26 protein-coding genes are annotated in these 23,621 nt (G+C 70.8%); 17 read left to right on the forward strand and 9 right to left on the reverse strand.

Annotated features, from left to right (window positions below; genetic code table 11):
• Positions 1-15: 15 nt before the first annotated feature.
• The gene (locus QUC20_RS03105) at positions 16-1,905 is read left to right on the forward strand and encodes an FAD-dependent monooxygenase (RefSeq protein WP_289330923.1); all 1,890 of its coding nucleotides are present in this window, start codon (positions 16-18) and stop codon (positions 1,903-1,905) included.
• Here QUC20_RS03105 and QUC20_RS03110 read toward each other — a convergent pair.
• Positions 1,902-3,554 (reverse strand): thiamine pyrophosphate-binding protein, encoded by a 1,653-nt coding sequence (locus QUC20_RS03110; RefSeq protein WP_289330924.1) that lies wholly within the window; start codon positions 3,552-3,554, stop codon positions 1,902-1,904. The genes QUC20_RS03105 and QUC20_RS03110 overlap by 4 nt on opposite strands.
• A gap of 161 nt (positions 3,555-3,715) precedes the next feature.
• Complete coding sequence (locus tag QUC20_RS03115; protein ID WP_120263416.1) at positions 3,716-4,072, reverse strand: DUF7882 family protein; 357 nt, start codon at positions 4,070-4,072, stop codon at positions 3,716-3,718.
• A 180-nt stretch (positions 4,073-4,252) separates the two neighbouring features.
• Here QUC20_RS03115 and QUC20_RS03120 point away from each other — a divergent pair, with 180 nt between their 5' ends.
• Complete coding sequence (locus QUC20_RS03120) at positions 4,253-4,762, forward strand: MarR family winged helix-turn-helix transcriptional regulator (RefSeq protein ID WP_120263415.1); 510 nt, start codon at positions 4,253-4,255, stop codon at positions 4,760-4,762.
• Positions 4,763-4,841: 79 nt separating this feature from the next.
• Here QUC20_RS03120 and QUC20_RS03125 read toward each other — a convergent pair whose 3' ends face one another.
• Entirely contained in the window at positions 4,842-4,964 is a 123-nt protein-coding gene (locus QUC20_RS03125; RefSeq protein WP_023952386.1) for a hypothetical protein, read from the reverse strand.
• 105 nt (positions 4,965-5,069) lie between these two features.
• On the opposite strand from QUC20_RS03125, the gene QUC20_RS03130 reads away from it, so the two are divergent.
• The 5 genes from QUC20_RS03130 (at position 5,070) to QUC20_RS03150 (ending at position 8,913) form a co-directional block, all read left to right on the forward strand.
• On the forward strand, positions 5,070-5,288 hold the full coding sequence (locus QUC20_RS03130) for a multidrug transporter (protein WP_120263414.1): 219 nt from the start codon (positions 5,070-5,072) through the stop codon (positions 5,286-5,288).
• Entirely contained in the window at positions 5,285-6,460 is a 1,176-nt protein-coding gene (locus QUC20_RS03135; protein WP_120263413.1) for a zinc-dependent alcohol dehydrogenase, read from the forward strand. The genes QUC20_RS03130 and QUC20_RS03135 overlap by 4 nt, the downstream gene beginning before the upstream one ends.
• Positions 6,461-6,484: 24 nt before the next feature.
• On the forward strand, positions 6,485-6,925 hold the full coding sequence (locus tag QUC20_RS03140) for an SRPBCC family protein (RefSeq protein ID WP_289330925.1): 441 nt from the start codon (positions 6,485-6,487) through the stop codon (positions 6,923-6,925).
• A complete protein-coding gene (locus QUC20_RS03145) occupies positions 6,922-8,376 on the forward strand; it encodes a phytoene desaturase family protein (RefSeq protein WP_289330926.1) in 1,455 nt (484 codons plus the stop codon). The genes QUC20_RS03140 and QUC20_RS03145 overlap by 4 nt, the downstream gene beginning before the upstream one ends.
• Before the next feature lie 90 nt (positions 8,377-8,466).
• On the forward strand, positions 8,467-8,913 hold the full coding sequence (locus QUC20_RS03150) for a MarR family winged helix-turn-helix transcriptional regulator (RefSeq protein WP_183045307.1): 447 nt from the start codon (positions 8,467-8,469) through the stop codon (positions 8,911-8,913).
• Between the two features lie 13 nt (positions 8,914-8,926).
• On the opposite strand, the gene QUC20_RS03155 is transcribed toward QUC20_RS03150, so the two are convergent.
• Positions 8,927-9,226 carry a DUF7882 family protein gene (locus QUC20_RS03155; protein WP_120263409.1) on the reverse strand — a complete coding sequence of 100 codons (300 nt, stop codon included), beginning with the start codon at positions 9,224-9,226 and terminating at the stop codon, positions 8,927-8,929.
• Between the two features lie 163 nt (positions 9,227-9,389).
• On the opposite strand from QUC20_RS03155, the gene QUC20_RS03160 reads away from it, so the two are divergent.
• The 3 genes from QUC20_RS03160 to QUC20_RS03170 all read left to right on the forward strand — a co-directional run bounded on the left by QUC20_RS03160 (position 9,390) and on the right by QUC20_RS03170 (position 11,057).
• Positions 9,390-9,698: a hypothetical protein gene (locus QUC20_RS03160; RefSeq protein ID WP_259455241.1), complete on the forward strand. Its 309-nt coding sequence runs from the start codon at positions 9,390-9,392 to the stop codon at positions 9,696-9,698.
• Between the two features lie 41 nt (positions 9,699-9,739).
• A complete protein-coding gene (locus QUC20_RS03165; RefSeq protein ID WP_289330927.1) occupies positions 9,740-10,699 on the forward strand; it encodes a Gfo/Idh/MocA family protein in 960 nt (319 codons plus the stop codon).
• Between the two features lie 64 nt (positions 10,700-10,763).
• Positions 10,764-11,057, forward strand: a complete 294-nt coding sequence (locus QUC20_RS03170) for a hypothetical protein (protein ID WP_289330928.1) — start codon at positions 10,764-10,766, stop codon at positions 11,055-11,057.
• 13 nt (positions 11,058-11,070) lie between these two features.
• Here QUC20_RS03170 and QUC20_RS03175 read toward each other — a convergent pair whose 3' ends face one another.
• Complete coding sequence (locus tag QUC20_RS03175; RefSeq protein WP_120263405.1) at positions 11,071-11,526, reverse strand: CinA family protein; 456 nt, start codon at positions 11,524-11,526, stop codon at positions 11,071-11,073.
• A 180-nt stretch (positions 11,527-11,706) separates the two neighbouring features.
• Here QUC20_RS03175 and QUC20_RS03180 point away from each other — a divergent pair, with 180 nt between their 5' ends.
• Positions 11,707-12,297: a DoxX family protein gene (locus QUC20_RS03180; RefSeq protein WP_289330929.1), complete on the forward strand. Its 591-nt coding sequence runs from the start codon at positions 11,707-11,709 to the stop codon at positions 12,295-12,297.
• Between the two features lie 52 nt (positions 12,298-12,349).
• On the opposite strand, the gene QUC20_RS03185 is transcribed toward QUC20_RS03180, so the two are convergent.
• Positions 12,350-12,955, reverse strand: a complete 606-nt coding sequence (locus QUC20_RS03185) for a response regulator transcription factor (protein ID WP_289330930.1) — start codon at positions 12,953-12,955, stop codon at positions 12,350-12,352.
• 38 nt (positions 12,956-12,993) lie between these two features.
• On the opposite strand from QUC20_RS03185, the gene QUC20_RS03190 reads away from it, so the two are divergent.
• Positions 12,994-13,548 carry a TetR/AcrR family transcriptional regulator gene (locus QUC20_RS03190; RefSeq protein ID WP_289330931.1) on the forward strand — a complete coding sequence of 185 codons (555 nt, stop codon included), beginning with the start codon at positions 12,994-12,996 and terminating at the stop codon, positions 13,546-13,548.
• Between the two features lie 54 nt (positions 13,549-13,602).
• A complete protein-coding gene (locus QUC20_RS03195; protein ID WP_289330932.1) occupies positions 13,603-16,089 on the forward strand; it encodes an MMPL family transporter in 2,487 nt (828 codons plus the stop codon).
• Between the two features lie 11 nt (positions 16,090-16,100).
• On the opposite strand, the gene QUC20_RS03200 is transcribed toward QUC20_RS03195, so the two are convergent.
• The gene (locus QUC20_RS03200) at positions 16,101-17,426 is read right to left on the reverse strand and encodes an NtaA/DmoA family FMN-dependent monooxygenase (RefSeq protein ID WP_289330933.1); all 1,326 of its coding nucleotides are present in this window, start codon (positions 17,424-17,426) and stop codon (positions 16,101-16,103) included.
• Positions 17,423-18,760 carry an O-acetylhomoserine aminocarboxypropyltransferase/cysteine synthase family protein gene (locus tag QUC20_RS03205; RefSeq protein ID WP_120263400.1) on the reverse strand — a complete coding sequence of 446 codons (1,338 nt, stop codon included), beginning with the start codon at positions 18,758-18,760 and terminating at the stop codon, positions 17,423-17,425. The genes QUC20_RS03200 and QUC20_RS03205 overlap by 4 nt, the downstream gene beginning before the upstream one ends.
• Before the next feature lie 182 nt (positions 18,761-18,942).
• Between QUC20_RS03205 and QUC20_RS03210 the strand changes: the two genes are divergently transcribed.
• On the forward strand, positions 18,943-19,800 hold the full coding sequence (locus QUC20_RS03210; protein WP_289330934.1) for a sulfurtransferase: 858 nt from the start codon (positions 18,943-18,945) through the stop codon (positions 19,798-19,800).
• A 26-nt stretch (positions 19,801-19,826) separates the two neighbouring features.
• Here QUC20_RS03210 and QUC20_RS03215 read toward each other — a convergent pair whose 3' ends face one another.
• A complete protein-coding gene (locus QUC20_RS03215; RefSeq protein ID WP_120264394.1) occupies positions 19,827-20,396 on the reverse strand; it encodes a flavin reductase family protein in 570 nt (189 codons plus the stop codon).
• Between the two features lie 85 nt (positions 20,397-20,481).
• Between QUC20_RS03215 and QUC20_RS03220 the strand changes: the two genes are divergently transcribed.
• The 3 genes from QUC20_RS03220 to QUC20_RS03230 all read left to right on the forward strand — a co-directional run bounded on the left by QUC20_RS03220 (position 20,482) and on the right by QUC20_RS03230 (position 23,603).
• A complete protein-coding gene (locus tag QUC20_RS03220; RefSeq protein WP_220700896.1) occupies positions 20,482-21,297 on the forward strand; it encodes an NADPH-dependent oxidoreductase in 816 nt (271 codons plus the stop codon).
• Between the two features lie 156 nt (positions 21,298-21,453).
• A complete protein-coding gene (locus tag QUC20_RS03225) occupies positions 21,454-22,452 on the forward strand; it encodes a pyridoxal-phosphate dependent enzyme (RefSeq protein WP_120263397.1) in 999 nt (332 codons plus the stop codon).
• A complete protein-coding gene (locus QUC20_RS03230) occupies positions 22,449-23,603 on the forward strand; it encodes a cystathionine gamma-synthase (protein ID WP_120263396.1) in 1,155 nt (384 codons plus the stop codon). The genes QUC20_RS03225 and QUC20_RS03230 overlap by 4 nt, the downstream gene beginning before the upstream one ends.
• Positions 23,604-23,621 lie beyond the last annotated feature (18 nt).

Genomic DNA, 23,621 nt, shown 5'->3' on the forward strand with positions numbered 1-23,621 from the left:
CGAGGAGGGGGCGCGATGCAGTTCCACCATCACGGCTACGTCTCGGGGGATCCCCGCGTGCAGCCCGCGGCCGGTCGCGGGCTGCACCGCTCGGCTGAGCTGCCCGATGAGACCGACGTCCTGATCGTCGGCTCGGGACCGGCGGGGATGCTGCTGGCGGCGCAGCTGTCGCAGTTCCCCGACGTCGACGTCCGCCTGATCGAGCGCCGGGTCGGGCGACTCGAGCTGGGGCAGGCCGACGGCATCCAGCCGCGCAGCGTCGAGACCTTCCAAGCCTTCGGGTTCGCCGAGCGCATCATGGCCGAGGCCTACAACATCGGCTGGATGAACTTCTGGGCGCCCGACCCTGCCGACCCGGTGCGCATCGTGCGCACCATGCGCACCGAGGACTACGCGCTGCGAATGAGCGAGTTCCCGCACCTGATCGTCAATCAAGCGCGCGTGCTCGACTACTTCGCCGAGGCTGCGGCGCAGGGCCCGGGGCGCGTCGTGCCGGACTACGGCGTCGAGTTCCTCGGGCTGACGGTCGGTGACGAGGGCGACTTCCCCGTCGAGGCGCGCGTCCGTCATCTCACGGGAGAGCGGGCGGGGGAGGAGCGCACGATCCGCGCGAAGTACGTCGCGGGGTGCGACGGTGCGCGCAGCCGCGTGCGCGACGCGATCGGGCGGGTCCACGTCGGTGAGGCATCCGCTCACGCGTGGGGCGTCATGGATGTGCTGGTGAACACCGACTTCCCCGACTGGCGGATCAAGTGCGCGATCAACTCGGCCGCCGGCAACATCCTGCACATCCCGCGGGAGGGCGGTTACCTCAGCCGCATGTACATCGATCTCGGCGCGGTGGCCCCCGACGACGACCACCGTGTGCGGCAGACGCCGATCGACGAGATCATCCGGCGAGCTAACGCGATCCTGCATCCGTACTCGATCGACGTGAAGGAAGTCGCCTGGCACAGCGTCTACGAGGTCGGACACCGTGTCACAGACGGCTTCGACGACGTCCCGGCGGGGGCCGAGCGTGCGCCGCGCGTGTTCCTCACCGGTGATGCCTGCCACACCCACAGCGCGAAAGCCGGTCAGGGGATGAACGTCTCCATGCAGGACGGGTTCAACCTCGGGTGGAAGCTCGGTCATGTCCTGACGGGGTTGGCTGCGCCGTCGCTGCTGTCCACGTACTCAGCGGAGCGGCGCCCCGTCGCGCAGCAGCTCATCGACTTCGACCGGGAGTGGTCGGCCCTCATGGCGCGAAAGCCCGAGGAGATCACTGATCCGCAAGACCTCGCGACGCACTACCTGGCGACGGCCGAGTTCCCCTCGGGCTTCCGAACGCGCTACGCACCGTCGGTGATCGTCGCCGACGGCGCCCACCAGGAGCTCGCTTCGGGCTTCCCGATCGGCATGCGCTTCGCCTCGGTCGAGGTCGCGCGCGTCGCCGACGGCAACGCGGTCCACCTCGGTCACCATGCCCGCGCCGACGGGCGGTGGCGCATCTACGCGTTCGCCGACGCCCCGTTGCCTGGCGCGCCCTCGGCCCTCGACGACTTCGCGCGGTGGCTGGCGTCGCCGGTGTCGCCGGTGTCCGTGCACACCCCCGCGGGCGCCGACGTCGATGCGGTGTTCGACGTCAAGGTCGTGTACCAGCAGCGGTACGACGAGATCGAGCTGCCGCTCGTGCCCGACGTCTTCCGTCCGAGCACGGGCCCGCTCGGCCTGACGGACTGGGAGAAGGTGTTCGCCGCGGCGCCGAGCGCGTGGCACGATTCCGACATCTTCGACGAGCGGGGGCTCTCGCGAGACGGGGTCGTCGTGGTTGTCCGCCCCGACCAGTATGTGGCCGCCGTGCTGCCGCTGACCGCGACGGACGAGCTCGCCCGCTTCTTCGCGGCAGCACTGCTGCCGCGCTAGGAGTTCACGCGCAGGATCTCCTCCTGGTACGGCGCACGGATCTGCGCCGACACCCGCAGGTCGAGCAGGAGGAACGGCCGCTCATCGGCGGGGCGATCGCGCCACCGGGCGAGGGCGTCGAGATCGTCGAGTGCGCGCACGACGACGCCCTCACCGCCGACAGCGCGGCACAGCGCGGCGAAGTCGACCTCGGGGATGAGCATGGGGGCGGGCGCGAGGCCCTGTGCGCCGTAGAGGTGCACCTCGGCGCCGTACGCGCGATCGTTCCACACGACCGCGAGGCCGCGGCCGCCCGCGACCCGCACCGCGGACTCGAGGTCGCTGACGGCCATGAGTCCGCCGCCATCACCGGTCGTCAGCACGATCGTCGCGTCGGGGCGGGCGCGAGCCGCGCCGGGGACGGAGGGGAAGCCGAGTCCGATCGACTGATACGCCGTGCCCACCATCATCATCCGGTCGGGCGACGACACGGGCCAGTACATGTTCGCCCACCCGATGAAGTGTCCGCCGTCCGACACGACGACGCGGTCCTCGGGCAGCAGCTCTCCGATCCGCCGCGCGGCGGACCGGGGGTCGAGGCGCCCATCGGGGGCGAGAGCGTCGCCGGGGTGGTGGTCGCGCAGGTCGGCGATGTCGAGCGATTCGCGCCAGCCGCTCGCGGGAGCACCGATCGCGGTGAGCTCGTCGGCGATCGCCCGGGCGGCGAGGGCCGCGTCGGCGCGCACGTAGAGCCCGACATGCGGATGCGTCGCCGTGGGGGCCGTGTCGATCTGTGCGACGGTCGTCCCGGGTGAGAACAGGGCGCCGAACCGCATCGTGAACTGATTCAGCGACGCGCCCACGACGACCACGACATCGGCTTCGCGGATGAGGTGCATCGCGCCCTCGGCGCCGAAGCCGCCCGTGACTCCGAGGTCGAACTCCGGGCGGGGGAAGAGGCCGCGTCCGAGCGCGGTGGTCGCGGTCACGGCGCCGGTGGCGTCGGCGATGTCTCCGAGTGCTCGTCCCGCTCCCGCGAGCCAGGCGCCCCGGCCGGCCAGGATGAGGGGGCGCTGCGACGTCGCGAGCGCGCGGGCGATCTGTGCGACCGTGCCCGCCGCGAACGGTGTGGTCGGAGCCGGTGCTGCGCTGTGCCGCGGCTCGGGCGTGTCGGTCAGCGGCCCGGCGTCGGCCTTCGCGACGTCGTAGGGGATCGCCAGGACGACGGGGGCGGAGTACGCGAGGGCGTGCTCGATCGCGATGATGGTCGTGGCGGCGGCATCCGTTCGGCCGACCGTGTACGTGCGGACCCCGACCGCCGAGGCGAGGGCGATCTGGTCGACGTCCCACGGGCGCGGTCCCGACGTCGGCGCGTCGCCGACGACCAGTACCAGCGGGGTGCGTGCCTGAGCCGCCTCGGCGAGCGGCGTCAGGGTGTTCGTGAAGCCCGCGCCGTACGTCGCGGTCGCTGCCGCGAGGCCGCCGCCGGCACGGTAGTGGGCATCGGCGGCGACCACGCCGCCGGCTTCATGGCGAAGCGCGGTGAAGGTGACGCGGGGCGAACGCTCGAGTGCATCGAGCAGATGGGCGTTGCCGTTGCCCATCACGCCGAAGACGTGCGATACGTGTCGGGCGAGGACTGCGGAGACATGCGCGGAGACGGAGGGCATGGCGATGCCTTTCGAGACGGGACGGTGATGGAGGCCGTATGTGTCTCACGCGCGGATGCCGCTTCGTGCCCATTTTTCGAGCACCGACGGCAACGCCGCCGCCGGACGTTCCGATTATAGGAACGACCGACGACGGCGTGAAGTGTGCGGTGCGGTGCGGGTCAGGCCGGGACCTTCAGCCGCGGCACTCCGGCGGTCACGGGGCGCAGCTCCCGCTGCGGGGCCTCGGGGATCTCCTGATCGAGAGCCACGATGAGACCGGCGGACGACGTCGCGGCGTTGGCCATGTCGCGGACAGCGGCCGGGTTGAGGACCTCCATGTCGGCGCTTCCGAAGACGAAGCGCAGGGGGATCGACGGCTGCAGCCAGATCGACGAACGACCTCCGTCGCCGGTCCACGACATCATGAAGCTCTCGTTGCGCCGGAGCTTGGTCGCGATGACGACCTTCAGGTGCGCGAGCAGGCGGTCCGGGATCTCGATGCGGGTGTCGGAGTTTCCGTAGTGGAGCTGTCCCATGCTGTCCTCCTGAGATCGTCGATGAGAGAGGAAAGTGTTGGTTCCCTCGTTAAGTATCTAGCCAGACAAGACACTTCCTGTCAATTCTTAGATCTTATGTATCTCACGATCTGTGAAAGACAGAATCTGTCAAGCCGGACTAGTGTTCTAGGATGCTGTTCGTGAGGAGGTGGCAACCCGATGCCTCAGAACGTCGTCCGTCATGAAGGACTTCATCTCTACGCGGACCAACCCCGCGATGAGGTCGGCCGTCGGTTGAGCGATGCCGTGCTGCGCCTGCGGCGCGCCGAGCAGGTGCAGGCGGGTCTCGCCGTGCGGGCGTCCGAGCTGTCGGCGATCGACCTGACGGCGCTGCGGTACCTCGTCCAGGGTCACCGGGACGGCCGCGACCTGGGCCCGAAGGACCTCATCGTCATGCTCGCCACCTCGAGCGCGACCGTGACCAACGTCGTCGAGCGCCTCGCATCGAAGGGCCTGGTCGAACGCGTCCAGCACCCCAGCGACCGCCGCGCGCACTACCTCGTTCCCACGGAGGCGGCGATCGAGCGGGTGGATGCCGCCTTCGCCGCCCATCACCGCGCGATCGTCACCGTCATCGATGAGCTCGACGCCGACCGGGCCGCCATCGCCGCCGAGGTCATGGACCTGCTCGCCGCCGCCCTCGACGACGTCGCCGGACGCAGCGCCTGACGAGCCTGAACATGCCGGGGGCCGGCTCCACCTCGGTGGATGCCGGCCCCTGGCTCATTGCGTTCAGCTGATCTCGTGGTCAGCTGTCTTCGCCCTCGGCCTGCGAGGGGTGTCCCGTAGCCTCCTCCGGGGCTTCGCCCGTGTCGGGGTGTTCGGGGTCGGCACCTTCGGCCTGACTGGGCTTCGCGTCGTCTCGCGACATCGACGGTCTCCTTCCGGGATGGGCTTGTCGTCCCCTGGCTATCACGCTTGCCAGGTCGTCGCCATCCCCTCGCCCCGGTCGGGGCGACGTGCTTACGGTCGGCCCATGTCCGACTCATCTGAACCCCTGACCGACGAGAACGACCGCCGTGAAGAGCTGCTGCGCGCCGGCGGCTCGACCGAGGCCGACGCGGCACCACGTATCGAGACGAGCGAGCACGATGGTGTGACGCGCATCGACATCGCCGAGACCGCCGCCGTGCGCCCCGGCCCCGGCCCCGGCACGCCCGAAGCCGACGGCGACGGATCGGAGGAGGCGCGATGAAGGCACTCACCTGGCAGGGGCGCCGCAACGTCTCGGTCGAGAACGTGCCCGATCCCGAGATCCTCGAGCCGACGGACGCGATCGTGCGGATCACGTCGACGGCGATCTGCGGGTCGGATCTGCACCTCTACGAGATCTTCGGGCCGTTCATCGACCGCGGCGACGTGCTCGGCCACGAGCCGATGGGCGTCGTCGTCGAGGTCGGCTCGGCGGTGACGAACCTCGCGGTCGGCGACCGGGTCGTGGTGCCGTTCAACATCTCATGCGGCCACTGCTTCATGTGCCGGAGGGGACTGCAGTCCCAGTGCGAGACGACCCAGGTGACGGAGTACGGCAGCGGTGCGTCGCTGTTCGGCTACACGAAGCTGTACGGTCAGGTTGCGGGAGGGCAGGCCGAGTACCTCCGCGTGCCGCTCGCCGACTACAACCACATCCGGGTCGGTTCCGACCTGCCCGACGACCGTTACCTGTTCCTCAGCGACATCCTCCCGACCGCATGGCAGGGCGTCGAGTATGCCGACGTGCCCGACGGCGGGACGCTCGCCGTCATGGGCCTCGGTCCCGTGGGGCAGTTCGTCGCTCGCGTCGGCGCGCATCGCGGCTACCGGGTGCTCGCGGTCGATCCTGTCGCCGAGCGGCGTGCGATGGCCGAACGACACGGCGCGGAGGTGTTCGACCTGACCGACTCGGTGGTCGACGAGCTCCGTGATCTCACCGACGGACGTGGCGCGGACGCCGTCGTCGACGCGGTCGGCATGGAGGCGCACGGCAACCCGGCCGTCTCGACCGTGCACAAGGCGTTGGGCCTGCTGCCCGACGCCCTGGCGCAGAAAGTCATGGAGACCGGCGGACTCGACCGGCTCGCCGCGCTCCACTCGTCGATCGACCTGGTGCGCCGCGGCGGCACCGTGTCGATCAGCGGCGTGTACGCGGGCGAGGCCGACATGATGCCGATGAAGACGATGTTCGACAAGCAGCTGAGCCTGCGGATGGGACAGTGCAACGTCAAGCGCTGGATCGATGACCTGCTGCCCCTCGTGGAAGATCCCGCCGACCCGCTCGGGGTCATGGATCTGACGACCCACCGCGCGCCGCTGGCCGACGCGCCGGACCTCTACGAAACTTTCCAGAAGAAGGAGGACGGCTGCATCAAGGTGGTGCTGCAGCCGTGACCTCGCCCCGGAGAGGAGACCGCCGTGTCGCGTAACGTCCGGCTCATGCACTGTGCACCCGAGGATGTCTTCGCGGTCCTGAACGACGGCTGGCTCTTCCCGGCCTGGGTCGTCGGCGCGTCGCGCATGAGAGACGTCGGCGAAGCGTGGCCGCAGAAGGGCTCGAAGCTGCACCATTCCTTCGGAGTGTGGCCCTTCGTGATCGACGACAGCACCTCGGTGCTCGAGTTCGACCCGCCCCGACGCATGGTGCTCCAGGCGCGAGGGTGGCCGGTCGGCGAGGCCCACATCACCATCGACGTCAAGCCGCGGGGCGACGACTGCGTCGTGCGGCTGCAGGAGGTCGCCGCGGAGGGGCCGGGCTCCCTCATCCCGCAGCCGCTCCTCGATCTGCCCCTCCACGTGCGCAACGCCGAGACGCTCCGGCGGCTCGCGCACCTGGCGGAGGGCGGCGCGGGACGGTGACGACCGAGTACGACGCCGTCATCGTCGGCTCGGGGCCGAACGGACTGGCGGCGGCCGTCACCCTCGCCCGCTCGGGACTGAGGGTGGCCGTCTTCGAAGCGGAGGACCACTTCGGCGGCGGCGCGGCGACGGGTGAGATCACCCTTCCGGGGTACCGGCACGACCTCTGCTCGGCGGTGCACCCGCTCGCGTTCGAATCAGCGTTCTTCCGCGAGTTCGGACTCCGTCGGCGGGTCGAGTTCGTCGTGCCGGAGGTGTCGTACGCGCACCCGCTCGACGGTGGGGCGGCCCTGGCCTATCGCGACCTCGACCGCACCGCCGACGGCCTGGGCGTCGACGGCCGCGCATACGCACGACTGATGGCCCCCCTCGTCGACCGCGTGCGGGGGATCGCCGATTTCACGGGTGGCTCGCTGCTGCGCGTGCCCGGTGATCCGATCGCCGCGGCCTGGTTCGGGGCTCGCACCCTCGAACAGGGGACGGCGGCATGGAACCTGCGGTTCCGCGAGCAGGCCGCACCGGCGCTCGTGTCGGGGGTCGCGGCCCACACGATCCTGGGTCTGCCCACGCTCGCGGCGGCCGGTGGCGGACTCGCGCTCGCGACCTACGGCCACGCTCGGGGGTGGCCGATCCCGGTGGGCGGCAGTGGCGCCATCGTCGCGGCGATGGTCGACGACATCCGCGCCCACGGCGGCCAGCTCTTCGCGAGTCGCCGCATCAGCTCGCTCGACGAGCTGCCCTCCGCGCGTGCGCTTCTGCTGGATGTCACCCCGCGAGCCCTCATCGGGATGTCGGGTGAGCGGATGCCGGCGCGCTACCGCCACCGCCTCGAGCGCTTCCGCTATGGCGACGCCGTCGCGAAGGTCGATTTCGCGCTCTCGGCGCCCGTGCCGTGGCGCGATCCGGACATCGCGCGCAGTGGCACGGTGCACGTGGGCGGCACGCGGTCGGAGATCGCGGCCTCGGAGAACGCGGTGCGGGCGGGTCGCCTGCCCGATGCGCCATACGTGCTGGTCGCCCAGCCGTCGCTGTTCGACGAGAGCCGCGCGCCGGCCGGCCACCACACGTTGTGGGCGTACACGCACGTCCCCGCGGGCAGCGACGTCGACCGCACGGAGGCGATCGTGCGTCAGATCGAACGCTTCGCGCCGGGCTTCCGCGACACGATCCTCGGCACACGCTCCGAGACCGCGCGGCAGGTGGCGACCCGTAACCTGAACTACCCTGACGGCGACATCTCCGCCGGTGTGCCGTCGCTCGACCAGTTGATCGCGCGGCCCGTGCTCGCCCGCGACCCGTGGCGGACGCCGATGACGGGGGTGTACCTCTGCTCGTCGTCGACGAGTCCGGGGCCGGGTGTGCACGGCCTGGCGGGGTGGTGGGCGGCGCTGAGCGCGTTGCGGCACGAGTTCGGTGTGCGCACCCGGCCCGACCTGTCGCCGCGTCTCTAGGGTCGCGATGTGTCCGAGTCAAGCGGAAGTGCGTCGATCCGCCGCGCTCTTACAGTGGACGGATCATCGTCGTCTGCGGGAGGTTCCATGGTGAGCGGTTCGTCCGAGCCCGAATCCGTCGCGCGTGCGGTCGAGCGTCTGCGGTTGGCCGAAGCCAGTCTGGCTCGGCGTCGGCAGAGCGACTGCGGTCCGAGTGAGACCGCGCGCGCCGCGATGCGCGTCGTCTACGACAGTGCGGATGCCGGCAAGCGCGTCACTCCGACCGATATCGCGGCGACGCTCGGCATCTCGACGCCGACGGCCACCACGATGCTGAAGCGACTCCACGACGGGGGACTCGTCGCGTTTCAGCGGAACCCCGACGACGGCCGGAGCAAGTACGTCGTCCCGACCGACCGCAACGCCGACGTCGAGGGCGTCGATCCGCTCACGGTCCGTGTCCGCGACATCGCGCGCGGGCTCGACGAGGAGACCGCCGCCAAGCTGGCGACCCTTCTCGACGCGATCGCGGAGGCCGTCGACGAGGAGTGCCGCTGAGGCACGCGGGTCGTCAGGCGTCGGCGGTCGCCGGCTCCGGGATCACACGGAGGCCGTTCGCCCCGCCCGCCTCGAGCATGAGCGCCTCGACCCAGTGCCGGTTGATCGTCGGCGGTCGGCTGCCGCTGAAGAGGAACACCATCGGCACCGCCGGATGCACCCAGACGCTGAACAGCCCACTGTCGGTCGAGCGATGGAACATGAAGGGCTCGTTGCGTCGCAACTTGTTCATGAAGACCACCCGCAGGTGCGCGAGCAGACGGTCCTCGACGTCGAACGTCCGCCCCTGGCTTCCGTAAACGAGTGTTCCCACGGACGCGAGGCTAATCGCGGGTTCCGGCCTAACTAATTCCGGTTAGTTAGGCGAACTAGTTAGGCCGTGTTGCTCGTGCGTAAACCCCGCGTGAACTTCTGTCAAGCGGCTAGGTGCGGCGGGCCCGGGGCGCGACACTCGGTGAAGAGCGACAGGAGTGGTCATGGTTCTGGATATGTCACCGATCGCCCGCAAGCCCAGCGCGGTGCGCCTGGCCACATCGGGAGCGCTTCGTCAGCTACCCACTCGGCGCCCCGAGCCCGCGAGCGCGCAGGCGGATGTCCGCTGGGAGCTCGTCGACGTCGACCGCTACGAGGTGCGCGAGGGCGAGGTCGTCCTCGGATTCATCGACGTGGTCGGCGCCGTCTTCGTCGCGCTCGGCGGCCCGTGGTACTCGGCCGCGGTCGAATTGCGGCAGACGCTGCGTTTCGACGAAGCGGTGCAGACGCTGCGTTCGACCCGGCGCCACTGACGGCGCTCGGAGCCGAGGCCGCGGCCTTCTAGGCTGAAGGCATGATCCGGATCGCGACCGTCGGCACGAGCGTCATCACCGACGCGTTCATCGGCGCGGCATCCCGCACCCCCGGCATCGAGGTCGCCGCGGTCTCCTCGCGGGACGGTGCGAAGGCGCGCTCGTACGCGGATCGTCTGGGCGTGGCCGGGGCGTTCGCGGGTCTGGACGCGGTCCTGGCCGACCCCGGTATCGACGCGGTCTACATCGGGTCGCCCAACTCGGCGCACGCACCGCAGGTCGCAGCCGCCATCGCAGCCGGAAAGCACGTGCTCGTCGAGAAGCCCGCGGTCGCCTCCGCCGCCGAGTGGGACGACCTCGTCGACCGCGCCCGGCGTGCCGGGGTGGTGCTGATCGAGGCGATGCGCACGGCATACGATCCGGGCATCGGGGCCGTTCGCGAGCAGCTGGGGTCGCTCGGAGTCCTCCGTCGCGCTTCGTTCCATTACGCCAAGCGGTCCTCGCGCTACGACGCCGTGCTGGCGGGAGAGACGCCGAACATCTTCGACCCCGCGATGGGCGGAGGTGCGCTCGCCGACCTCGGCGTCTACGGCGTGCATGCGGCCATCCTGCTCTTCGGCGAGCCCGCAGAGGTCTCCGCGTCGGCGGTGACGATCGCCACCGGCGCGGACGGCGCCGGTCTCGCGGTGCTGCGGTACCCGGGACTGATCGTCGACGTCGGATACTCGAAGATCACGACCGCGGTCCGGCCGAGCGAGATCCAGGGCGAGAGCGCGACGCTCCTGATCGATCATCTGGCCAGCCCGCGCCGCGTGACGCGCGTCGGGGCCGGCGGCCCCGAGTCGGAGTGGACGTCCGAGGCGCCCGTCGACACTCTCGACGGTGAGGTCGCTCGTTTCGTGGAGCTCGTCGGCGGTGGCGCCGCCCCCGACGACGACCAGGTTCGGACATCGGCTACGTTGCGCACCCTCGAGCGCATTCGTCAGGAGGCCGCCGCCTGACGCATCCGTCGAGCGTGGTGTCAAGGCCCTGGGGTTCCGTGGCTGCTCGACGCAGGCTCGAATCATGCAATACTCGGGACTGCGCTGGGATGAGATCGCTGAGGATGCCTGGCGGGTATGCGATCCCGCTCGCCCGGCCTCGGATGCCGACGCCGTCGTCGCCTACGTCGAACGGCGCCGCGACGGTGTCTACGAGGTCGTGTGGCTCTGCGGGACCGCGGGGACGGAGACGTTCGTCGCGATCGGTGAGGCGGCGTTCGCCATCGCCGCCCGCCATGCCGCGTCGCGCCGGGCGGGATCGCCACTGGCGACCAAGCCGTTGCCCATCGCGCACCGGCCTCCGCTTTCGCCGGCGTGAGGCGCGACCGCGGTCAGTCTCGCATCCGATCGATGAGCAGTCCCACGGCCGCGTTCACGCTGTCGTCGATGACCTGCTCGGGTTCGCCGTCGAGCTCGAGCAGCACGTGCCCGGTGTCGTCGCCGGCGCTCCACCCGAGGTAGACCGTCCCCGGCTCATGTCCGTCGTGGGGCTCCGGTCCGCCGACGCCGGTCGCCGACACTGCGAGGTCGGCTCCCGTGAGCTCGCGGACGGCCCGCGCCAGCTGTTCGGCGCACTCGGGGGAGCAGGGATCGATGCCCTCGGCCAGATCCAGGACCCGGTGCTTCGTCTCGAGTCGGTAGGCGACGACCCCGCCGGCGAACCAGTCGCCGGCGCCCTCGGCGGCGCCGATCGTCGCGGCGAGGTTGCCCGAGGTCAGTGATTCCGCCACGGCGATCACGGTGCCGGTCTCCTGCGCGCGGCGGGCGAGTTCGTCGATGTGTGTCATGTCTCCTCCTGGGGCGACCTAAGCACCGCGCGGCGCCGGGGGCGCGGGGATTGTCCGGAATCCGGTGCGGTGATACGTGCGCCGCACCTGCATGCAGAATCAGGACTTTAGTCCTAGTTCGGCGGGGAGCAAACGCGACATAGTTATGTGGTCAGACCACATACGATAAAGGAGACAGAAATGACCACGCACGCGGTCCACGCAGCCATTCCCCGCACGGAGGCTCGGACCCGCACCCAGGCGATCGCCCGCCAGGACGAGATCGTGACCTCGCTCACCGGACGCCGCACCCTCGCTGCGCTGCGCTATGCGACCGGCTTCATCTTCCTCTGGGCGTTCCTCGACAAGCTGCTCGGCCTCGGTTTCTCGACGCCGTTCGAGCGGGCGTGGATCAACGGCGGCACGCCGGCGCAGGGCTTCCTCAACAGCCCCGCCGTCACCGGCCCGCTCCAGCCGTGGTTCCAGGGCATGGCGAGCCCGCTCGCCGACGTCCTGTTCATGGGCGGCATGCTCGCCATCGGTGTCGCGGTGATGTCCGGGATCGGACTCCGCGTCGCTGCGGTCACCGGAAGCCTCGTCATGCTCCTGATGTATCTCGCCGAGTGGCCGTTCGCCTGGGGTGCCGCATCCACCAACCCCCTCGTCGACTACCACATCGTCTACGCGCTCGCGCTGATCGTGATCGCCGTGCTCCACGCCGGCGACACCTGGGGCCTCGGCGCCATGTGGAAGAAGCTGCCTCTCGTGCAGCGCTTCCGGTGGCTCGTCTGACATCGAGTCGCCCCAGCGAAGGCGCGGACCCCACCCGGGTCCGTGCCTTCGCTCATTCGCGCACGGGATGCGCGGCGCGCAGTGCAGCCTGCGTGCGGCTCGTGACACCGAGGGTGCGCATGATGGCGGTCAGGTGGTTCTTGACCGTCTTCTCGGTGACACCGAGCTCGGCCGCGATCGCCCGATTCGACAGTCCGCGCGCGACCAGCGCCAAGACCTCGCGCTGCCGGCGGGGAAGGGCCTCCCCGGGCGGCACCGGCGCCGCCGCCGTGTGCAGGGTCGCGCTCAGCGGGTGCCCCGAGCCGACGCGGCGCACCGCGTCGATGAGCTCACTCGCCGCGAGGTCTTCGAGGAGGAAGGCCGAGGCCCCCGCCGACGCGCTCGCGCTGCGGGCCTCATCGTCGTCGGCGGCGCTCAGGACGATGCACCTCACGCGCGGATCCATCGCCCGGAGTGCGCGACACGCGTCTGCCCCGGTGCCGTCCGCGAGTCGATAGCCGAGGACTGCGACATCCGGTCGTGTCACCTCGGCGCGTGCGGTGGCCTGTCGGGCGGTGGCCGCCTCGGCGACGACCTGCATGCCCGTGGCCGCATCGATCAGGTCGGCGACGCCGCGACGGACCAGGTCGTGGTCGGCCAGGACGAGCACGGCGAGCATGGGCTCCACCGTAGCGTCCGGCTCGTTACGGTGGAGGGATGGAGGAGCATCGCGCCGGTCCGCGCCGCAGCGAGCAGGCTCGTCTGGCGGTGCTCACGGCAGCGGCCGAGCTGATCGCCCGGAGCGGCTACGAGAACCTCACCATCGAGGCCATCGCCCGGCACGCGGCCGTGGGCAAGCAGACGATCTATCGGTGGTGGCCCTCACGCGCCGCCATCCTCAGTGAGGCGCTGCTGGAGGGGATGATCTTCCGGCATCAGCTCGCGGTGCGCGACACCGGCGACCTGCGGGGCGACCTCACGGAGTGGATGTCGCGGGTATGGACGGTGCTCGATGCCCCGCAGGGGCGCCTGCTGCTGCGATCGCTCGTCGCAGCGGCCACCGAGCACCCGCCGATCGGCGAACTCATGCGTGATCGCCTGAGCGCCGACGGGGGCATCCGGGCGCGCGTGGTCGCTCACGGTGATCCCGCGCTCGCGGCGGTCGAGATCGGCGACGCGGTGGCGGGGTGGATGATGATGCAGGCGCTCCTGGGCGCGGCTCCCACGCCCGACAGCATCCGAGCGATCGTCCACGTCCTCGTGCCGGGTTAGGGTTGACGAGACGTCGCGTCTCGTCAAGGCGTCCGCACCGCGAAGGAGTCGCCGATGGCCGAGCTGCTGTACCGCCTGAGCAAGGGAGCCGCGCGCCGCGCCTGGCTCGTCGTCGTCGCCTGGATCGCGGTGCTGGGGATCGCCGGCGGTGCCTTCGCACTCGGATTCGGCGGGCTGTCGTCGAGCTTCGACATCCCGGGCACCGCCTCGTCGAAGGTCACCGATCAGCTCGCCGACGAGCTGCCCGACTTCGCCGGAGCCGCGGGAACCGTGGTGTTCCACGCCGAGGACGGTGCGCTCACCGACGATCAGCGCGCGGCGATCTCCGACCTCGTCGCCTCGGCCACCGACCTGCCCGACGTCGCGACCGTCAACGATCCGTTCCAGGCGGAGGCGCAGCGGGCGACGCAGGCTCAGCAGCTGGCCGACGGCCGGGCGCAGCTGTCGGCCGCGCGTGACCAGCTCGACGCCGGACAAGCGCAGCTCGACCAGGGGACGGCCCAGCTCGAGGCGGGGCAGGCCCAGCTCGACGCCGCACGGGCTCAGCTCGAGGCTGCCGGCGCCCCCACTCAGCAGCTCGCCGCGCTCGATGCCCAGCAGGCACAGCTCGACGCCGGCCGCGCCGAGCTGGAACGGCAACAGGCGACCCTCGACTCGGGCCGTGCCGAGCTCGAGGCGCAGGCCGAGACCGCCGACCTCGGCGGTCGTCTGCTCGACCTGGCCGACGGGATCGCGCTGGTCTCGCCCGACGGCTCGACCGCGACGGTCAACGTCGCCTTCACCCTGCCGCGCCTCGAACTGCCGCAGGACGCGAAGGACGCCGTCGTCGAGCACTTCACCGCCGAGCCGATCGACGGTGTCGAGGTGGGCTTCTCGACCGAGATCTCGCAGGGCGTGCCGAAGATCCTCGGTGTCGGCGAGGCCGTCGGCGTCGGCGTCGCCGCCGTCGTCCTGCTCGTCATGCTCGGAAGCCTGATCGCGGCCGCGCTTCCCCTGGTCACCGCCATCGTCGGCGTGGGGGTCGGCGTGCTCGGGGTGCTCTCGCTGTCGGGAGTCGTGCAGATGGCGTCGGTGACCCCCGTGCTCGGCGTGATGCTCGGGCTCGCGGTCGGCATCGACTACGCGCTGTTCGTGCTCAATCGGCACCGCAAGCAGCTGCTGCGCGGCATCGACCTGCACGAGTCGATCGGCCTCGCCGGCGGCACCGCCGGCAACGCCGTGGTCTTCGCCGGCTCGACGGTCGTCGTCGCCCTCCTCGCCCTCAACATCACCGGCATCCCGTTCCTCGGTCTCATGGGAACGGCCGGGGCCGTGTGCGTCGCCATCGCCGTCCTGATCGCGATCACGCTGCTTCCGGCGCTCCTCGGGCTGCTCGGGATGCGCGTGCTCGGCCGCCGGGCGCGCACCCGTGTCGGAGCGCCCGACGTCGTGTCGACGCCGACGCGCGCCATGCCGACCTGGCGCGCCGTCACGACCGCCGTCGTCTCGGTCGGGCTCCTGCTCGTCCTGGCGGTGCCGGCGCTGTCGATGCGGGTCGGCCTTCCCGATGGGGCATCCGAGCCGGAGGGGTCGTACGGACAGCGTGCGTTCCAGCTCACCGAAGACGCTTTCGGTCCCGGCGCGAACTCGCCGCTGCTGGTGACCGCGAGCCTCCCGGAGGGCCTCGACGACGCCGGGCGTCTGCAGGCGCAGGTCGCGGTGGCCGAGGCGATCGCCGGCCGGGAGCACGTGAGCGCCGTCGCCCCGATCGCCGTCTCCGACAGCGGTGCCATCGCCGCGTTCCAGGTGATCCCCACCGAAGGCCCGAGCAGCGTCGCGACCGAAGACCTGGTGCGCGACCTGCGCTCACTGCCGCCCGTCGACGGCGAGTACGCGCTCGGTGTCGCCGGTCAGGCCGCCATCAACATCGACATCTCCGAAGGTCTCGTCGGCATCCTGCCGATCTACCTCGCGGTCGTGGTGGGGCTCTCGCTGGTGATCATGATCGTCGTGTTCCGGTCGCTCGTCGTGCCGCTCATCGCCACCGGCGGCTTCATCCTGTCGCTGTTCGCGACCTACGGCGCCGTCGTCGCGGTGTTCCAGTGGGGGTGGGGCGCCGAGCTCATCGGTCTGCATACGACCGGTCCGATCCTGAACTTCCTCCCCGTGATCCTCGTGGGCATCCTGTTCGGGCTCGCCATGGACTACCAGCTGTTCCTCGCATCGGGCATGCGTGAAGCGTTCGTGCACGGCTCCGAAGCGAGGCTCGCCGTCATGCAGGGGTTCCGCGCCGGCCGCTCGGTCGTCGTGGCGGCGGCGCTGATCATGGTGTCCGTCTTCGGCGGCTTCATCTTCGCCGAGGCGACGATCATCCGCTCGATGGGCTTCGGTCTGGCCTTCGGCATCCTGGTCGACGCGCTCGTGGTGCGCATGCTGCTGATGCCGGCGCTCATGCACCTCATCGGCCGCGGCGCGTGGTGGCTGCCCCGGTGGCTCGACCGCATCCTGCCCGATGTCGACGTCGAGGGCGCCAAGCTCGAGCGGACGCACCCGCACGTCTGAGGGGCAGGGTCTCAGAAGGCGTCGAGGTCGGCGCGCAGGCCCTGACCGGTGTGCTCGGTGCGCAGGATGCCGCGCCGCCGGAGCACCGGAACGAGCTCGTCGAGCGCTCGGTGCAGTGTGACGGGGTGGAAGTCTCCCGAGAAGATCAGACCGTCGTTGTCGGCGTCGTCGCCGAGCGCCTGGATGACGTCGGCGATCTCCTCCGCGGTCCCCACCGTTCCTCCGGCGCCGTCGGTCACGCGACCGAGCCGTGCCTTGCCGGCGAGGATGTCGCGCAGCGGCGCCTCCGAGAAATCGGAGTATCGGCCGAGCAGGCCCCGGATGGTGCCTTTCGAGACGTGATCGCCGAAGATCGCGGGGTCGAGCGGGCGGTCGAGATCGAGCGTCGTGAGGTCGGTCTCGAGGTCGCTCGACCAGGCCTCGGCGACCTCGACGAGGGTCGCCTCGTCCGGGTGGCGTGACGCCTCGACGATGCGCTCCGCCTCGTCGGCCGAGCTCGCGACGATCGGCTTGAAGACGAAGAAGGTCTTGACGGCGTCGGCATCCCGGCCCGCAGCGCGCGCCGCCTCGCGCACCCGGGCGCGGTAGGCGCGGATGCTCGCGGGATCGAGGTTCGACAGGGCGAGCTGGATCTCGGAGTTCGCACCGGCGAAGCCGATGCCCCGGGGGGAGCCGCCGGGCGAGGCCACGATCGGATCACCGGCGGCCAGCGGCTCGGCATTCAGTGGACCGTCGAACGAGAAGTACTCGCCCCGGTGCCGGACGGCGTGGATCTTCGAGCCGTCGGCGTAGATCTGCGTGTCGGGGTCGGCGATCAGCGCGTCGTCGTCCCAGCTGTGCCAGAGCAGGCGCAGGGCGTCGAGCCATTCCTGGGCGCGGTCGTACGCTGCATCGTGACCGAGGCGCTCGGTGCCGAAGTGGTGCGCCGAGCCGACGTCGGTGACGACGTTGAGTCCGAGCCGGCTGCCGCTGAGGTGCTGCAGCGATGCGAACTGACGGGCCGCGAGGTACGGCGGCCAGGCGGCCGGATTGACGGTGGGGATCACGCCGAGGTGCTGCGTCGCGGCGAACAGGTACGGCGCGAGTGTCCACGGGTCGTGCTTCGGCCCGCCGTAGGCCTTGCGCACCCGCAGATTGAGCGTCTCGGGGGTGATGCCGACCGAGAGCGCGTCTTCGATGAGGACGAAGTCGAACCCCGCCTGCTCGAGCTCGCGCGCCGAGTGCTGGTAGAGGTCGGGCTTCTGCCACGGCCAGTTCCACCGCTGGTAGGGCCGAGCCCAGCCGTGGGGACCGAAACCTCGGGAGAGGAACCACCCGAAATGCTGCGTGCGGGTCACGCCGACACCGCCTCCGACACATCGGCGGTCGCGGCCGCGGCCGCGATGAGCCCGCGCTCGAGGTCGGCGATGAGGTCGCCGGTGTCCTCCAGCCCGACCGAGAGCCGCAGGAGCCCCGGTCCGACGCCGATCCGCTCGAGATCGGCGTCGCTGCGGCTGGCGTGGGTGGTGGTCGCGGGATGCAGCACGAGCGACCTCACATCGCCGAGATGGGTCATCGGGGTGAACAGCCGGACGCTGCGGGTGAATGCCTCCGCGGCTGCTCTCCCGCCCGCGAGGGTGAAGGAGAACAGGGCGCCCTGCCCGGCCGGGAGGAGGCGGGCGGCGAGGTCGTGGTCGGGGTGCGAGGCGAGTCCGCTGTAGTCGACGCCGACGACCTCGGGGCGCGTCTCGAGCCAGGCAGCGAGCGCCGCCGCCGTCTGCGATTGGCGAGCCACGCGCAGCGAGAGGGTCTCGATGCCCTGTAGCAGCAGGAACGCGTTGAGGGGCGACGGTGACGGACCGAAGCGCATCGCGACGCGTCGTGCCGTGTCGAGGAAGGCTCTCTCGCCCGAGCGTTCGACGAACGTGCGGCCGTCGGGTCCGGTCTCGGAGGCGATCTGGCGGAAGCGTCCTGGTACCGCATCCCACGCGAAGCGTCCGCCGTCGATGATGACGCCGCCGAGGCCCGTGCCGTGGCCCGACAGGAACTTCGACGCGGAGTGGATGACGATGTCGGCACCCAGCTCGAGCGGACGCAGCAGGTACGGGGTCGCGAGGGTCGAGTCGACCACGAGCGGGATGCCGTGGCGGTGTGCGACCTCGGCGACGGTGGGGATGTCGAGCACGCCGCCGCGTGGGTTGGCGATCGACTCGGCCACGAGGGCGCGGGTGCGCGGGCCGATCGCCGACTCCCAGGCGGCGGGGTCGCGCGGGTCGTCGACGAAGTCCGTCGTGATCCCGAGCCGTGCGAACTCCGAGCGCAGCAGCTCGCGCGTGCCTTCGTAGATCGCGGAGGCGGCGACGATGTGATCGCCGGATTCCAGGATCGTCAGCAGCGCCGTCGTCGTCGCCGCCTGGCCGCTGCCGACCAGCAGCGCTCCGACGCCACCCTCGAGATCGGCGATGCGCCGCTCGGCCGCCGCCGCCGTCGGGTTGCCGACGCGCGTGTAGCTGAAGCCCGTGGCGGGGTCGGCGAAGCGGCCCTCGCCGTCGGCGATGTCGTCGAACTCGAACCCGGCGGTCAGATAGATCGGTGTCGCGCGCGAGCCGTACGCGTCGAAACCGCGGGCCCCCGCGTGCAACTGACGCGTCGCGAAGGCGAGGGATTCGGGGTTGTTCTCCAGAGCGGACATGGAGGGAAGAGTACGGCGGGCGACCGAGGCGGCGCTTTCGTCTCGTCATGCGGAGTCACGCGGCGCCTGTCGGCCGCCCTCGTGTGTCGCCCTGTGTTCTCATGTGTCGCCCTGTGTTCTCGTGTTTCCGACTGTTTCGCCGGGGGAGGTGGGCCGGGGGCGGTCGTGGCGAGCATGGGGTCATGTCCCCCCTGGTGAGCGTCGACGACCTCGCCGCCGAACTCGCCGCGGACGCTCCCGTGCGGCTGCTGGATGTCCGGTGGCGGCTGGACCGCGCCGAAGGGCGGCCCGACTACGTGAGCGGGCACCTGCCCGGCGCTGTCTACGTCGACCTGGAGCGCGAGCTCGCTCGCCCCGGTGTTCCCGAGCAGGGGCGGCATCCGCTGCCCGGTCGCGCCGACCTCGAGGTCGCGATCCGACGCTGGGGTGTCACCGCGGGTGACCGTCTCGTCGCCTACGACGACAACGACGGCGTCGCGGCAGCCCGCGCATGGTGGTTGCTGCGCCGTCACGGCCTCGACATCCGCGTGCTCGACGGAGGTTTCCGGGCGTGGGTCGCATCGGGCCGACGTCTCGAGCGCAGTGATCGCGCCGCGGCGGCCGGCGATGTGGAGCTGCCGGAGGGGAGGGGCGGTCTCGCCGGTATCGACGAGGCGGCCGTCGCTCCGGCCCGAGGCGTGCTGCTCGACGTCCGCGCGCCACAGCACTACCGCGGTCAGACGGTCGGGGCCGACCCGGTCAGCGGGCACATCCCGGGCGCGCTCAATCTTCCTACGGTCGTCCACATCGCCCCGGACGGGTTGCTGCGAAGCCCCGACGAGATCCGTGCCTCGCTCGCAACAGTGGGCATCGGTCCCGACACGGATGTCGTCATCACGTGCAGTTCGGGAATCGCCTCGGCTCACACCGCCCTCGCCTTCGCCGTCGCCGGATACGGCCGTGCGCGGGTGTTCGCGGGATCGTGGAGCCAGTGGTCTCGCGACCGCGGCCGTCCGGTCGCGACCGGTCCCAGCCCGGCCGCCGCGATCGGCGTCGTCTAATAGACGACGATCTGATCTGACGACGATCAGTCGCGGAGGGCGGAGCCCTCGCTGAGGCGGTGCCACGTGCGGTTGTGGTAGACCAGTGCGTCGCCGTGACCGCCCGGCTCGACGTCGCGTTCGACGTGAGACTGCAGGGCGTGGCCGGCGATGACGATGGAGCCGCCCGCATCCATGCGCGACACGACCGCGCAACGGACCCACGCACGCACGCCGCGGTACACGGGCTCTCCCGTAGTCAGCCGTGACCAGGTCGAGGTGTCGGCGAAGCGATCGATGCCGCTCGTCGCGCCGAGCTTCGCGAGCGGAAGGTCGTCGGCGTCGAGGAGATGCACCACGACGGTCTCGGCCGTCGACAGCACCGCCGAGGCGGACGACTGCGCCGACACCGAGAACACCAGCAGCGGCGGGTCGGCGCTCACCGACGACACCGAGGTCGCCGTCAGCGCGACCGGGCCGTCGCCTGCGTCAGCCGTGATGACGGCGACACCGCCGGGGTGCCCGCGGAAGAGCGTCTTGAAGTCATCGGCGGACAGCGAGCCGCCCAGATGACGGGAGGGGTGCTCCGCGGACGGGTCGATGTTCGGCTGAGACATGATCACGACGTTAGTAACCACGAAGGCTCACCACATGTTCCGTGAACGTCGGAGACGATCGATGACGCCATGTAACGTTCCCCGCGTGACGACGAAACCCCACGACGGATGGTCGCGCCGGTACGGCTCGGCTGCGCCCCACGACGACCTTCCGCGCAACGACGTGCTCGACCTGCTCTACCGTCACCGTTCCGTGCGCCGGTTCGCGCCCGGCGAGATCGACGATGCGACACTGACCGCGATCGTCGCCGCGGCGCAGTCGGCGTCGACGAGCTCGAACCTGCAGGCGTGGTCGGTCATCGAGGTGCGCGACCCCGAGCGGCTCGACGCGCTCGCGACGCTCGCCGGCGACCAGGACTTCATCCGCCGGGGCGGCGTCTTCCTCGTCTTCGTCGCGGACTGGGCCCGCGCGCGCGAGCTCGCACACCGAGCGGGGGAGAGGTCGGACGCCGTCGAGTACATCGAGAGCACGATCGTCGGCTTCATCGACGCGGCGCTCGCCGCCCAGAACGCCGTCGTCGCGGCGGAGTCGCTGGGGCTCGGCGCCGTCTACGTCGGAGCCGTCCGAAACCACCCCGAGCAGATCGCCGACCTGCTCGAGCTTCCCGTGGGCGCCTTCCCCGCGTTCGGTCTCGTGCTCGGTCGCCCCGACCCGGACGATCGCGCCGGGGTGAAGCCGCGATTGCCGCAGCGGGTCGTCCGTCACCGCGAGACCTACCGCATGCCGGTCGACGCCGACATCGCCGCATACGAGGAGGCCGTCACGGCGTACTACCGCGCGCAGGGCGAGCCGCGGGGCTGGCTGCGCGCCGCGATCGCGCGGGTGCGGGATGCCGCCAGCCTGCACGGGCGTCACACGCTGCGCAGCTCTCTCGAGCGGCGCGGGCTGTCGTCGCGCTGAGCTCGACGGGCGGAACCCTCGACAGCGCCCCGGCCCTGGCCTAGGGTGGACGCGTGCAGACCTGTCGTTGTTGTCGCTGAGCGCCGCCGCGCTCACCTCAGACGACCCCGACAGCACCCGCGCCTCTGAGCGCGCGGACACCGTGAGGACACCCTCGTGCGCTACGCAGAGAACATCGCCGAACTCGTCGGCAACACACCCCTGGTCCGGCTGAACCGTGTCGCCGCGTCGACGCGGGCGACCGTGCTCGCCAAGATCGAGTACTTCAACCCGGGCAGTTCGGCGAAGGACCGCATCGCCGCGAGGATCATCGAGGCCGCCGAGCGCGACGGCTCGCTGCGGCCGGGGGGAACGATCGTCGAACCCACGAGCGGCAACACCGGTGTCGGCCTCGCTCTCGTCGCGCAGCAGCGGGGATATCGGATGGTCTTCGTCGTTCCCGACAAGTTCGCGGGCGAGAAGGTCGCGGTGCTGAAGGCATACGGAGCCGAGATCGTCATGACTCCCACGAGCGTGCCGCCCGAGCATCCGGATTCGTACTACAGCGTCTCAGACCGGCTCGCGCGGGAGATCCCCGGCGCGTTCAAGCCCAACCAGTTCGCCAACGCCGCAGGACCCCGCGCGCACTACGAGACGACTGGACCCGAGATCTGGCGCGACACGGACGGACGCGTGACGCACTTCGTCGCCGGTGTCGGCACGGGCGGCACGATCACGGGCACCGGCCGGTACCTCCGCGAGGCCTCTTCCGGAGCCGTCACGATCGTCGGCGCCGACCCCGACGGCTCGATCTACAGCGGCGACGTCGGCCGGTACCTCGTCGAAGGCGTCGGTGAGGACTTCTGGCCCGAGACCTTCGACCCTTCGATGGTCGACCGTTACGAGCGGGTGGGCGATCGCGAGTCGTTCGCGATGACGCGTCGCCTGGCGCGCGAGGAGGGTCTGCTCGTCGGCGGCTCGTCGGGCATGGCGGTGGTCGCCGCGCTTCGCACCGCCCGCGACCTCGGGTCCGACGACATCGTCGTCGTTCTGCTCCCCGACCACGGCCGCGGATATCTCTCGAAGATCTACGACGACGACTGGATGCGCGCCCACGGCTTCGCCGACCTCGTCGACGATCCCCACACCACCCCCGACACCAGGAGCGACGCATGACCACGCACGATTCCGCCCGCGGCCTCGCCAGCCTCGCGGTCCACGCCGGCCAGGAGTTCGACCCCACGACCGGCGCCGTCATCCCGCCGGTGCACTTCTCCACCACCTTCACCCAGGACGGGATCGGGGGCCTCCGCGGCGGGTACGAGTACGGCCGTTCGGGCAACCCGACGCGCACGGCGCTCCAGGTGCAGCTCGCCGCGCTCGAGGGCGGAGCTCACGGCTTCTCGTTCGCGTCGGGGCTCGCCGCTGAGGACGTGCTGCTGCGTGCCGCGCTGACGCCCGGCGACGAGGTGCTGCTCGGCAACGACGTCTACGGGGGCACACATCGTCTCATCGCGCGTGTCCTGGCTCCCTGGGGTGTCAAGCTGCGCGTGGTCGACATGAGCGACCTCGCCGCCGTGCGGGCCGCGGTCGCCGAGCGCGCGCCCCGCGTGCTGTGGGTCGAGACGCCGTCCAACCCGCTGCTGCGCATCACCGATATCGCCGGGCTCGCAGCCATCGGTCATGAGGCCGGCTCGCTCGTCGTCGTCGACAACACCTTCGCGACACCGGCGCTGCAGCGCCCCCTCGAACTCGGCGCCGATGTGGTCGTGCACTCGACGACGAAATACCTCGGCGGACACTCGGATGTCGTCGGCGGCGCACTCGTGCTCGACGATGACGCGCTCGCCGAGAAGATCGGCTTCCTGCAGTACGCCGCCGGCGCGGTGTCGGGGCCGATGGATGCCTGGCTCACCACGCGCGGCATCAAGACGCTCGACGTCCGTATGCAGCGCCACAGCGAGAACGCGGGCGCGATCGCAGCGTTCCTCGAGGGACACGAGCGCGTGGCTCGCGTGTTCTATCCCGGTCTCGCCTCGCACCCGGGGCACGAGCTCGCGGCATCGCAGATGATCCGTTTCGGCGGCATGCTCTCGCTCGCGCTCGAGTCGGGTGAGGCGGCACGTCGCTTCGCCGAGTCCACGCGGCTGTTCCAGCTCGCTGAGTCGCTCGGCGGGGTCGAGTCGCTCGTGAACTACCCCGATGCGATGACCCACGCGTCGGTCCGCGGCACCGAGGCCGCCGTGCCGGTCGAGGTCGTCCGGCTCTCGGTGGGCATCGAGTCGGTGGACGATCTGCTGGCCGACGTGGAGCAGGCGCTGCGCTGAACCCGCTGAGTGACCCGC

The organism is Microbacterium arborescens (genome assembly GCF_030369635.1).
Classification (GTDB): Bacteria; Actinomycetota; Actinomycetes; order Actinomycetales; family Microbacteriaceae; genus Microbacterium.